Raw genomic sequence first — 12,212 nt, 5'->3', positions numbered from 1 at the left:
AGGTGAATGTGACGTGCTGTAATTCTCTTAAGGTCGCAGAGTATGATCACCATTCGTGATGTCGCCCGCCAGGCGGGCGTATCCGTGGCCACCGTGTCGCGGGTGCTGAACAACAGCGCGCTGGTGAGTCCGGATACGCGCGACGCCGTGATGAAAGCGGTGACCCAACTGGGCTACCGGCCCAACGCCAACGCCCAGGCGCTGGCCACCCAGGTGAGCGATACCATCGGCGTGGTGGTGATGGACGTCTCCGACGCCTTCTTCGGCGCGCTGGTGAAAGCGGTGGATACCGTCGCCCAGCAGCATCAGAAGTATGTGCTGATCGGCAACAGCTATCACGAGGCAGAAAAAGAGCGCCACGCCATCGAGGTGCTGATCCGCCAGCGCTGCTCGGCGCTGATCGTCCATTCGAAAGCGCTCAGCGATGATGAACTGAGCGACTTTATGCAACATATCCCGGGGATGGTGCTGATCAACCGCATCGTGCCGGGCTTTGCCCATCGCTGCGTCGGGCTCGACAACGTCAGCGGCGCGCTGATGGCCACCCGCATGTTGCTCAATAACGGCCACCAGCGCATCGGCTACCTCTCCTCGAATCACGGCATTGAAGATGACGATATGCGCCGGGAAGGGTGGAGCAAAGCGCTGCAGGAGCAGGGCATCATCGCCCCGGATAGCTGGGTCGGTTCTGGCTCTCCGGATATGCAGGGCGGCGAAGCGGCGATGGTCGAACTGCTGGGGCGTAATCTCGGTCTCACCGCAGTGTTTGCCTATAACGACAGCATGGCGGCCGGCGCGCTGACGACGCTGAAGGACAACGGCATTGTCGTGCCGCAGCATCTGTCGCTGATTGGCTTTGATGATATTCCTATTTCCCGTTACACCGATCCTCAGCTCACCACCGTGCGCTATCCGGTGATGTCGATGGCGAAACTGGCCACCGAGCTGGCGCTGCTGGGGGCGGCCGGCAAGCTGGATCGCGAGGCAACGCACTGCTTTATGCCGACGCTGGTGCGCCGTCATTCCGTTGCCCAGCGGCAAACTGTGGGGCCGATCACTAACTGAAGCGGTGATGGGATGTAACCGCTTTCAATTTGTGAGTAAATTCACAGTATATTAACATTCGCCTGATTATGATGGCAGCGTTTACCAGTCTGAACCACGAGGTGATGGGTTATCCTCACTTTTTTAAGTAGGAACAAGGCGTTAAATGAGTTTTAGAGTCGTATTTTTCTGGAGCGTTACCCGACACGGAAGACCGAATTTTCGTCGTGAAATGCGTTGTGCGGTAACACTAATGCAACAAATCCCGCCCGCACTTTTTCACAATAATGACCCTGCATAATAAAACCGGAGATTCCATGAATAAGAAGGTGTTTACCCTGTCTGCTGTAATGGCTGGTCTGTTATTTGGCGCCGCAGCACACGCAGCAGATACCCGTATCGGCGTGACGATTTATAAATATGACGACAACTTTATGTCGGTGGTGCGTAAGGCGATTGAAAAAGATGGCAAATCCGCGCCTGACGTCCAGTTGCTGATGAATGACTCGCAGAACGACCAGTCGAAACAAAACGATCAGATTGACGTGCTGTTGGCGAAAGGCGTGAAGGCGCTGGCGATTAACCTGGTTGACCCGGCGGCAGCGGGAACGGTGATCGAAAAAGCGCGCGGGCAGAATATTCCTGTGGTGTTCTTCAACAAAGAGCCTTCCCGCAAAGCACTGGATAGTTACGACAAAGCTTATTACGTCGGTACCGACTCGAAAGAGTCCGGGATTATTCAGGGCGATCTGATCGCCAAGCACTGGAAAGCCAACCCGAACTGGGATCTGAACAAAGATGGCCAGATCCAGTTCGTCCTGCTGAAAGGCGAGCCGGGCCATCCGGATGCGGAAGCGCGTACCACTTACGTTATCAAAGAGCTGAATGATAAAGGTCTGAAGACCCAACAGCTGCAGCTGGATACCGCCATGTGGGATACCGCTCAGGCGAAAGACAAAATGGACGCCTGGCTCTCCGGCCCGAATGCGAACAAGATTGAAGTGGTGATCGCCAACAACGATGCCATGGCGATGGGTGCGGTTGAAGCGCTGAAAGCGCACAACAAGAGCAGCATTCCGGTATTCGGCGTCGATGCCCTGCCAGAAGCGCTGGCGCTGGTGAAATCCGGTGCGATGGCCGGTACCGTGCTGAATGATGCCAACAACCAGGCGAAAGCAACCTTCGATCTGGCGAAAAACCTTGCAGCAGGTAAAGAAGCCGCGGCGGGCACCAACTGGAAAATTGAGAACAAGATTGTTCGCGTACCTTACGTGGGCGTCGATAAAGACAACCTGAGCCAGTTTACCGGCAAATAATCGTGATGTGAGTTGCGGGCGTGGTTCATCCACGCCCGATTATTCCTGATACAGAACCAGACTCCTGCTGGCGTTATTGCGCCGGACGGGGCGTGCATGAACGCAGCCAGGTATAACTATGGTCAGCAATAATAGCGAACGGTCAGGCGAGTATTTGTTGGAGATGACCAACATCAACAAATCGTTTCCTGGCGTCAAGGCTCTTGATAATGTCAACCTGAAGGTTCGTCCGCACTCCATTCATGCGTTAATGGGTGAGAACGGCGCCGGCAAATCGACATTATTAAAATGCCTTTTTGGGATCTATCAAAAAGATTCCGGTAGCATTCTTTTTCAGGGAAAAGAGATCGATTTCCATTCGGCGAAAGAAGCCCTGGAAAACGGTATATCGATGGTGCATCAGGAATTAAACCTGGTATTACAGCGTTCGGTCATGGATAACATGTGGCTTGGGCGCTATCCAACTAAAGGCATGTTCGTCGATCAGGAGAGAATGTACCGGGATACCAAGGCGATTTTTGATGAACTGGATATTGATATCGACCCGCGCGCCCGCGTCGGCACCTTATCGGTATCCCAGATGCAGATGATTGAGATCGCCAAGGCGTTTTCCTATGACGCTAAAATCGTCATCATGGATGAGCCCACGTCATCGCTGACGGAAAAAGAGGTCAACCATCTGTTTAAGATCATCCGCAAGCTGAAAGATCGCGGCTGCGGTATCGTCTATATCTCGCACAAGATGGAAGAAATTTTCCAGCTGTGCGATGAAATTACCATCCTGCGCGACGGCCAGTGGATTGCCACCCAGCCGCTGGAAGGGTTGGATATGGACAAGATCATCGCCATGATGGTCGGGCGCTCGCTCAATCAGCGTTTTCCGGATCGCGAAAACACCCCGGGCGAAGTGATCCTCGAGGTGCGCAATCTGACGTCGCTGCGCCAGCCGTCCATTCGTGATATTTCCTTCGACCTGCATAAAGGCGAAATTCTCGGTATCGCCGGCCTGGTGGGCGCTAAACGCACCGATATTGTGGAGACGCTGTTCGGGATCCGTGAGAAGGCCAGCGGCACCATCACCCTGCACGGTAAGAAGATCAACAACCACAGCGCCAACGAGGCGATTAACCACGGTTTTGCACTGGTGACCGAGGAGCGGCGGTCCACAGGGATTTACGCCTATCTGGATATCGGTTTTAACTCGCTGATCTCCAATATTAAGAAATATAAAAACAGCCTTGGCTTGCTGGATAATTCGCGAATGAAGAGCGATACCCAGTGGGTCATTGACTCGATGCGCGTTAAAACCCCCGGCCAGCATACGCAGATCGGTTCGCTTTCCGGTGGTAACCAGCAAAAGGTCATTATAGGCCGCTGGCTGCTGACCCAGCCGGAGATCCTGATGCTGGATGAGCCGACGCGTGGTATCGACGTCGGCGCAAAATTCGAGATCTACCAGCTGATTGCCGAGCTGGCTAAAAGAGACAAAGGGATCATTATTATTTCTTCCGAAATGCCGGAACTGCTGGGGATTACCGACCGCATTCTGGTGATGAGCAATGGCCTTGTCGCGGGCATTGTTGAGACTAAAACCACCACGCAAAACGAGATACTGCGTCTTGCGTCATTGCACCTTTAAGATCAGGGGCTTCACATGAGTGCGTTAAATAAAAAGAGTTTTCTCACTTACCTGAAAGAGGGTGGGATATATGTCGTCCTTCTGGTCCTGTTGGCCATTATTATTTTCCAGGATCCGACATTTTTAAGTCTGCTCAACCTGAGTAATATTCTGACCCAGTCCTCGGTGCGTATTATTATTGCCCTGGGCGTGGCCGGACTTATCGTCACGCAGGGGACCGACCTCTCCGCCGGACGTCAGGTGGGACTGGCGGCGGTCATTGCCGCCACCATGCTGCAGGCGGTGGATAATGCCAACAAGGTGTTCCCGGATATGGCGACCATGCCGATCCCGTTGGTGATCCTGCTGGTGTGCGCCATCGGGGCGGTCATCGGCCTGATTAACGGGATTGTCATCGCCTACCTGAACGTGACGCCGTTTATTACCACCCTCGGCACCATGATCATCGTGTACGGCATTAACTCGCTGTACTACGACTTTGTGGGCGCGTCGCCGATCTCCGGTTTTGACAGCCACTTCTCCCATTTCGCCCAAGGGTTTGTGGCGCTGGGCTCGTTCCGCCTGTCCTACATTACCTTCTACGCGCTGATTGCCGTCTTCTTTGTCTGGATCCTGTGGAACAAGACGCGTTTTGGTAAAAACATCTTCGCTATCGGCGGTAACCCGGAAGCGGCGAAAGTCTCCGGGGTTAACGTAGCGTTGAACCTGCTGATGATCTATGCCCTCTCCGGCGTGTTCTACGCCTTCGGCGGCCTGCTGGAAGCCGGGCGTATCGGCTCGGCGACCAATAACCTCGGCTTTATGTATGAACTGGACGCCATTGCCGCCTGCGTGGTAGGCGGCGTATCGTTCAGCGGCGGGGTAGGGACCGTATTCGGCGTGGTGACCGGGGTGATTATCTTTACCGTCATCAACTACGGCCTGACCTATATCGGCGTCAACCCTTACTGGCAGTACATCATTAAGGGGGCGATTATTATCTTCGCCGTGGCGCTGGACTCCCTGAAATACGCCCGTAAGAAATAAGATTGAACGCATAAAAAACCCGCGCCTGGCGCGGGTTTTTTATATCTGAAACGAATGCGTTGATGGTGGCTACTTTTCTTTCTGCAGCTCCAGCAGCTGCTCCGGGGTGACTGCCGGGTAGGACTGGGCGTCATCCGGTACGTCATGCTGTTGAGCCGGAATCGGGATGAGAGGGCCGAGAAAGCGCGGTTCCCGTTTGAAGATATAGAGGTCTGCCAGCGCGCCAAAGCGGGCACCGAACTCGCGCAGCCGCACGCTCCACATATCCTTCGGCGATGGCACCGCGTAGCACTGGGCCTGGATCCCCATATGCAGGGCGATAAACAGCGCCCGTTCGCAGTGGAAGCGCTGGGTGATGATAATAAAGTCGTTGGTGTCGAACACTTTGCGGGTGCGGACAATCGAGTCGAGCGTACGGAAGCCGGCATAGTCCAGCACGATATCGGCGGGATCGACGCCGCCTTTAATCAGGTCCCGACGCATGGTCATCGGTTCATTGTAGCTTTGCAGAGCATTATCGCCGCTCAGCAGCAGATAGTTGACCTTGCCGCTGTTGTAGGCGTTCAGCGCACCCTGGATGCGGTAGCGATAATACTGATTGATGACACCGGTGCGGTAATATTTGGCGGTGCCCAGCACCACACCGACCTGACGGTAGGGCAGGTCCTGCAGCTCATCATAGATATAGGGCGCGGTTTTCCAGCTCATCCAGCGGTCAAGGCCCAGCACGGTCAACAGCAGCAGGCCGAGCAGGACTAACAGGCTGTAGAACACACGCTTTAACATGAACTTGGCTCAATAATAGACAACGGAGTCTTCAGGCTACTTTACCCGCCGGGTAAGCGCAAGAAACCCGCGTTTGATTGCGGGGATTTTCAGCAATATAGACAGATCGCCGAACGCAGGTCGGGGAAGGCGTGAGCCGACACCCGACATAGAGATCTTCAGCTCGCAATGGATCGGACGGTAGGTCGGGTAAGCGTAGCGCCACCCGACAACATCACGGTATAACAGGTCGGCCGGATAAGGCGAAACCGTCATCCGGCAATCTGCTCAGGCTGGCAGGCCGATCAACCTAACAGTACCCGCTCAATATTCTGGCAGCCCAGCGCCTTCAGGGTGGCGACGGTCGCATCCCATTGGATCAGCGCCGCGTCGGCTTTCTCCGCGAGGATTGCCCGCTGGATATCGGGATAATCATAGCCATTGAGGCTCAGGAGATTCAGCGCCCCCTGCAGCGGCGGCAGCGTCGGATTGAACGCTGCGTTTTCCGCATAGCTGCCGCTGAAAATGGTGCCGTCTTTCAGCTCCAGCGCCACGCCGGAGGGCGAGTGGCTGTAGGGCGCATGGCAGCGGTTGGCGGCCTGAATGGCTGCCTGGGTCAGGGCATCGCCGCTCACCGGGAAGCCATGATTCTGTTCATCCATCAGCAGGGTTTTGATCTCCAGGTCTTTCGGACCAAAGGCGTCCGGCAGATAGTGCTGGAGGGCATGCGCTTCGCGACCCGGCAGATGAATGCGCAGCGCCAGTCCGCTGTTCAGTTCGTTCATAAACTGACGGCAGTGGCCGCACGGCGTGTAGTTCACCGTAATAGCGCGCAGGGAGGTCTCGCCGCGCAGCCAGGCGTGGCTGATGGCGCTTTGTTCCGCGTGAACGGTCTGCTGCATGGTCGCGCCGAGAAATTCCATATTGCCGCCAAAGTACCAGCGGCCGCTGACGCCGCGGGCGATAGCCCCGACGTTAAAATGAGAAAGGTCGGCGCGTGCGCAGGCGGCAGCAAGCGGCAGTAGCGCAAAGGCCAGCGCGTCTTCGTCCAGACCTGTCGCCTGCTGCAGCGTCGCCACCTGATCGGCTTCGAGCAGCGCCGGGAAGTGCGGGTCGGCGAGCATCGGGGCGATGGCCGCCTGCAGGTCTGCTGCCAGAGTCGTCAAAGCAGCTTGAAAACGTGAGTGCATAGCGTTGCCTCATAACAATGTAATGGGAAGCCAGTGTACGGGCGTCCAGCGGTCTCATATGTGATGAATGTCTCACTGTTTGTGCAACTTTGATTTGTTGCATTAAAAGATGTGACTTAAATCACGTTTTACCCCACCACCGCGAGGATCAGCGGAAATAAGAACGGCGCCATCAACGAGGTGATGATCCCGCACAGCACCAGCGCCAGCGAGCTAAACGCCCCTTCCTGATAGTCCAGTTCCGCACAGCGGGCGGTGCCGAGGGCGTGCGAGGCGGTACCCATTGACAGGCCGCGTGACGCTTTGGTGCGAATGCGCATCAGGTTAAGCAGCGTATGGCCGAATACCGCGCCGAGGATGCCGACAAAAATCACGCACACGGCGCTGATGGCCGGAATGCCGCCGATGCTGCCGCTGACCGCCATGGCAATCGGCGTAGTGACTGACTTAGGCAGAATAGAGGCGGCGATTTGCGGCGTGGCGCCCATCAGCAGGGCGACGGTAGTACCGGTGATCATCGCCACGCAGCTGCCGATAAAGCAGATGGTGATGATTGATTTCCAGCGCGCGCGTATCTGGTGCAGTTGCTCATACAGTGGAAAGGCCAGCGCGACCACCGCCGGCTGCAGCAGATCGTTCAGGACTTTGCTGCCGGCAAAATAACGCTCATAGGAGATCCCGGTCAGCAGCAGAAACGGAATTATGACTACCATCGCCACCAGTAGCGGGTTGAGCAGCGGGAACTTAAAGCGGGCCGCCAGCCTGCGGGCGAGAAAAAAGACGATCAGGGTTAGCGGCAGCGACCACCAGATTTCATGCATCATTTTTCTTTTCCTTTTGCCCAATCACTTTACGTTCGCCATGCACCAGGTGAGAGCTCCAGCTCACCACCACGAATACCACCAGGGTGCTGATGGCGCAGGAGATAACCACAGGCCCCAGCTGGGCGCGCAGCAGATCCCAGTACTGCATCACGCCGACACCGATGGGCACGAACAATAGCGCCATATAGCGGATCAGGATATTGCAGCCAGGATTGACCCACTGCGGCGGCATAATTTGCAGCGCCAGCAGCACGAAGAGGATCAGCATGCCGATGATGCTGCCGGGGATAGTGATGGGCAGCAGCCCGGCGATAAAAATTCCGGCGTATAAGCAGGCGTAAATCAGGACGAAGGCCCGCAGGTACTGCCAGATAATAGTCAGCGATTTACTCATGGTAATAACCCTTGATGAAGTGAATTCATCATACAATTAATCCCTAAAATGTGCTACCGATCACATCATGAATTCTACGCATAGCGCTGATAGCGTACGGGAACAATAGCCTCTCCTGGCAGGACCCGACAGCTCGCAGCTTAGGGTATATCGGGTCCCACGCTACCTTTTTGAACGAGGCGCGGCAAATAAAGGCGGCATGAGACGGCGCAGACTCCTGTAAAGCATAGAGATTATCTCCTCGCTTTGCCGCATTCGCCGAACGGGGAACGGCGTACGGCGGGCCAGACGCATTGAGCGCTTTCAACCAATGCCCGGAGGCGCTACCATAGCGCCTCTTTTTTTTCCGGGTAACGATATGCGTGTTCTACTGGCGCCGATGGAAGGCGTGCTCGATTCGCTGGTGCGCGAGCTGCTGACCGAGGTTAACGATTACGATCTGTGCATCACCGAATTTCTGCGCGTGGTGGATCAACTGCTGCCGGTAAAATCGTTCTACAGGCTGTGCCCGGAACTGCATCACCAGAGTCGCACGCCGTCCGGAACCCGCGTGCGCGTCCAGCTGCTGGGACAATATCCCGAGTGGCTGGCGGAAAACGCCGCCCGCGCGGTAGAGCTGGGTTCGTGGGGTGTGGATTTAAACTGCGGCTGTCCGTCTAAGCTGGTGAACGGCAGCGGCGGCGGGGCGACGTTGCTGAAAGATCCGGAGCTGATCTATCGCGGCGCGAAAGCCATGCGCGAAGCGGTTCCCGATCATCTGCCGGTGACCGTCAAGGTGCGACTCGGCTGGGACAGCGGCGAACGGCGCTTCGAAATCGCCGATGCCGTACAGCAGGCCGGGGCCAGCGAGCTGGTGGTTCACGGCCGCACCAAAGAAGATGGCTACAAAGCCGAACGCATTAACTGGCAGGCGATCGGTGAGATCCGCCAGCGTCTGACCATTCCGGTGGTCGCCAACGGCGAGATCTGGGACTGGCAAAGCGCCCAGGATTGTATGGCCGTCACCGGCTGCGATTCGGTGATGATTGGCCGCGGGGCGCTCAACGTACCGAACCTCAGCCGGGTGATCAAATACAATGAACCGCGGATGCCGTGGCCGCAGGTGGTCCAGCTGTTGCAAAAATATACCCGCCTGGAAAAGCAGGGCGACACCGGTCTGTATCATGTGGCGAGAATTAAGCAGTGGTTAGGCTATTTACGCAAGGAATATAGCGAGGCGCTGACCCTGTTTAATGAAATTCGTGCCCTGCAAACATCTGCTGAAATAGCAGCGGCCATTGCCCGTTATTAAACGCCATACTGTTATTTGGTTCACATATTATTACTTGCCTGCCTATTGCTGGTAGGCATGAGTTGAATAAAGTGATAATGTGCGGTCAATCAATTCAGGATTGCTACTGAACCCAGGCAAAACCTAAGTACTTTCGTCATTCGTGGCGGAAAGTGCTTAGGTTTTTTTTTGGCTAAAATTTAATGGTGAAAAATGATGATGTAAAACAATGAATTGTAATTAACGCTTTCTCTGGCATCGTCGCGGTTTTATTACCGGCGGACGCCCCTTGCCATTCATTTTTTAAAAAAGAAAACAGGTAAATAAATAGCCTGGGGATCCCCTTTGTTTTTATTCAGTCACGGTGGATATCACAATGCATAACAAAAAAATAAATCAGATTTTGATCGGCGCGGCGCTGGCGGCAATGGTGCCTGCCGTGAGCACCGCGGAAACTCCGGCGTGGAACGGCAGCGTGCTGGGGTTCGAAGCCGGGCAGCAGGGGCTGCTGGGCGATATGCTGGGCATTCGTCCGATCCTCGAAGAGAACGGCTTTCATTATAATCTCGGGTATCTTAACGAGATGGCATACAACGCCGGAGGCGGTTATGACCATGATAAACACCTGGCCTATATTGACCAGGTAGCGCTGACCTTTACCCAGGATCTGGAGCGCTGGACCGGCATACCGGATGCGCGTCTCGAAGGCAACATCGTCAACCGTAACCACGATGATAACCTCACCACGAAACGGCTGCAGGATCCGCGGGTGAGTTTCAACGATCTGTCGCAGGAGAGCTGGGGAGGCGGGTCGATCACCCGCCTCGGCTGGCTGACCTTTGCCCGCAGCTTTGACGACCGTCGCCTGACCTGGCGCATCGGCATGATGAACAAGGTGCAAACCTTCGACCAGATCATACCCTGCGATTTTCAGCTGCTGACCCAGTGCGGTGGTAAATCGGCCAACTCGCTGACCTGGAATAACTGGAACATCCACACCTGGGGCACCACCCTGGAGTACAAACTGACGCCGACGGTCACCCTGAAAGGCGGGGTGATGGAGCAAAACCCGCAGGCTACCGCGCGCAGTCACGCCTGGAGTTGGTCGACGAAGGGCAGCAAAGGCATTTTACTGCCGATGGAGATCGAAACCCGTCCGCTGATGAATGGCCTGCCGGGAGCCTATAACCTGGGTGTGGTCTGGACTAACGCACCGCAAACCGACCTCTATAGCGGCAAATCCGGCGGCGCCGGGGCGACCGATCCGCAAGGCTACGCTGAGCACGACAGCACCTGGTTTATGTACGCCGGCCTGAACCAGCAGATCACTCGCCACGCCGACGACCCGCTGCGGGGGATGAGCGTCTCGCTGAGCGGCAGCCTCAGCGACCAGCGCAGCAACTATATCCACTCCGCCGTCGCCGCCTCAATGCGCTACCGCGGGCTGTTTGACGCCCGCCCGGAGGACTGGATTGGCTTTGGTCTGACGTGGATCGACATGAGCAGCCACTACGCACGCAACCAGCGCTATATGAACCAGATCAGCGGGGCCACCGACTATAACGATCCGGCTTACCAGCCGGTGGCCGGTCATTCGCTGAACGGCGAGCTCTATTATCGCTTCCGCCCGGTTTCCTGGCTGGAGCTGCAGCCGGGCCTGCAGTACTGGCACCGTCCGGGCGGCGTCGCGCAGACCCAGGACGCGTGGGTGGTGGAGTGGAAAACGGTGGTGACTTTCTGATAGTCGCGATCTTAATCACGTTTTTTCACTTGTCAGGTTGAGCGCGCAGCAGAAGTTGTTACAGTGCGGGTGTTGGATTGCAACTGCTGCGGCAGGCAAAACCTGATCACCTGGCGTTTCGTCGGGGGTCAGGTTTTTTTGTTTCTGGGGTCTATATGCAAATCGCCAAAGTACTCAATAACAATGTGGTGGTGGTTCTCGACGAGCACCGGCGCGAACAGGTGGTGATGGGGCGAGGGCTGGCCTTTCAGAAACGCCCGGGCGACGTGCTGGACGACAGTAAAATTGAAAAAGTCTTCGCCTTACAGAGCGATGAACTGGTAGGCCGCTTAGGTGAGTTACTCAGTCAGATACCGTTAGAAGTGATGACCACCTGCGATCGCATTATCGAACTGGCACGCGGGCGGCTGGGCAAGCTACAGGAAAGTTTGTACATCACGTTAACGGATCACTGTCATTTTGCTATCGAGCGGCAGAAAAAGGGTATCGCACTGCGTAACGTGCTGCTGTGGGAGATTAAGCGGCTGTATCCGAAGGAGTTCGCGCTGGGCCAGGAGGCAAGGGCCATTATTGCCAAAAGGCTTGGCGTGGAGCTGGCGGAGGATGAAGCCGGATTTATCGCCCTGCATCTGGTGACGGCGCAGCTCAACAGCGAAATGCCGGAGGTCATGCACGTGACCCGGGTGATGCAGGAGATCCTGCAACTGGTGAAGTATCAGCTGCAGCTGAATTACGACGAGGAGTCGCTGAGCTATCAGCGCTTCGTTACCCACCTGAAATTTTTCGCCCAGCGGATGCTGACGCGCACGGTGGTGGAAGATGACGACGTCTCGCTGCACAGCGCGGTGAAAGATAACTACGCCAAAGCGTGGAAGTGTGCGGAAACGGTGGCGACGCATCTGCAAAAGCAGTATCAGCGGTCGCTGACCACCGAAGAGATTATGTTTCTTGCCATTCATATCGCACGGGTAAGAAAAGAGGGGCGTTAATTCCCCCAACAAAA

The 12,212-nt window shown here is 55.9% G+C and carries 11 protein-coding genes; 7 read left to right on the top strand and 4 right to left on the bottom strand.

Going from position 1 to position 12,212, the window contains the following annotated elements:
• Nucleotides 1-42: 42 nt before the first annotated feature.
• From galS to mglC, 4 genes are all read left to right on the top strand, one after another.
• Nucleotides 43-1,065: an HTH-type transcriptional regulator GalS gene (galS, locus tag CWM54_RS17260; RefSeq protein ID WP_100681781.1), complete on the top strand. Its 1,023-nt coding sequence runs from the start codon at nt 43-45 to the stop codon at nt 1,063-1,065.
• Between the two features lie 296 nt (nt 1,066-1,361).
• A complete protein-coding gene (gene mglB, locus CWM54_RS17255) occupies nt 1,362-2,360 on the top strand; it encodes a galactose/glucose ABC transporter substrate-binding protein MglB (RefSeq protein WP_061153870.1) in 999 nt (332 codons plus the stop codon).
• 118 nt (nt 2,361-2,478) lie between these two features.
• Complete coding sequence (mglA, locus tag CWM54_RS17250; protein WP_074388042.1) at nt 2,479-3,999, top strand: galactose/methyl galactoside ABC transporter ATP-binding protein MglA; 1,521 nt, start codon at nt 2,479-2,481, stop codon at nt 3,997-3,999.
• Nucleotides 4,000-4,014: 15 nt separating this feature from the next.
• Complete coding sequence (mglC, locus tag CWM54_RS17245; protein WP_002912871.1) at nt 4,015-5,025, top strand: galactose/methyl galactoside ABC transporter permease MglC; 1,011 nt, start codon at nt 4,015-4,017, stop codon at nt 5,023-5,025.
• A 69-nt stretch (nt 5,026-5,094) separates the two neighbouring features.
• Here the strand turns inward: mglC and sanA are convergent, their stop codons facing one another.
• The 4 genes from sanA to CWM54_RS17220 form a co-directional block, all read right to left on the bottom strand.
• Nucleotides 5,095-5,811 carry an outer membrane permeability protein SanA gene (sanA, locus tag CWM54_RS17240; RefSeq protein WP_004201624.1) on the bottom strand — a complete coding sequence of 239 codons (717 nt, stop codon included), beginning with the start codon at nt 5,809-5,811 and terminating at the stop codon, nt 5,095-5,097.
• 284 nt (nt 5,812-6,095) lie between these two features.
• Complete coding sequence (gene cdd / locus CWM54_RS17230) at nt 6,096-6,980, bottom strand: cytidine deaminase (protein ID WP_061153872.1); 885 nt, start codon at nt 6,978-6,980, stop codon at nt 6,096-6,098.
• A gap of 128 nt (nt 6,981-7,108) precedes the next feature.
• Complete coding sequence (locus CWM54_RS17225; protein ID WP_008804035.1) at nt 7,109-7,804, bottom strand: CidB/LrgB family autolysis modulator; 696 nt, start codon at nt 7,802-7,804, stop codon at nt 7,109-7,111.
• Nucleotides 7,794-8,198: a CidA/LrgA family protein gene (locus CWM54_RS17220; RefSeq protein ID WP_004201620.1), complete on the bottom strand. Its 405-nt coding sequence runs from the start codon at nt 8,196-8,198 to the stop codon at nt 7,794-7,796. Before CWM54_RS17220 ends, CWM54_RS17225 begins: the two co-directional genes overlap by 11 nt.
• 358 nt (nt 8,199-8,556) lie before the next feature.
• On the opposite strand from CWM54_RS17220, the gene dusC reads away from it, so the two are divergent.
• The 3 genes from dusC to bglG all read left to right on the top strand — a co-directional run bounded on the left by dusC (nt 8,557) and on the right by bglG (nt 12,198).
• Nucleotides 8,557-9,489, top strand: a complete 933-nt coding sequence (gene dusC / locus CWM54_RS17215; protein ID WP_012541036.1) for a tRNA dihydrouridine(16) synthase DusC — start codon at nt 8,557-8,559, stop codon at nt 9,487-9,489.
• A gap of 355 nt (nt 9,490-9,844) precedes the next feature.
• Nucleotides 9,845-11,209: a carbohydrate porin gene (locus CWM54_RS17210; protein ID WP_100697959.1), complete on the top strand. Its 1,365-nt coding sequence runs from the start codon at nt 9,845-9,847 to the stop codon at nt 11,207-11,209.
• 155 nt (nt 11,210-11,364) lie between these two features.
• Complete coding sequence (gene bglG, locus CWM54_RS17205) at nt 11,365-12,198, top strand: transcriptional antiterminator BglG (protein WP_100697957.1); 834 nt, start codon at nt 11,365-11,367, stop codon at nt 12,196-12,198.
• Nucleotides 12,199-12,212: the final 14 nt, after the last annotated feature.

Origin of the sequence: Klebsiella sp. D-Nf1, assembly GCF_002810515.1 — a bacterium.
GTDB classification, from domain to species: Bacteria; Pseudomonadota; Gammaproteobacteria; order Enterobacterales; family Enterobacteriaceae; genus Klebsiella; species Klebsiella variicola.
Note: the sequence above shows the minus strand (reverse complement) of the source record. Positions and strands in the feature narration are given on the sequence as shown.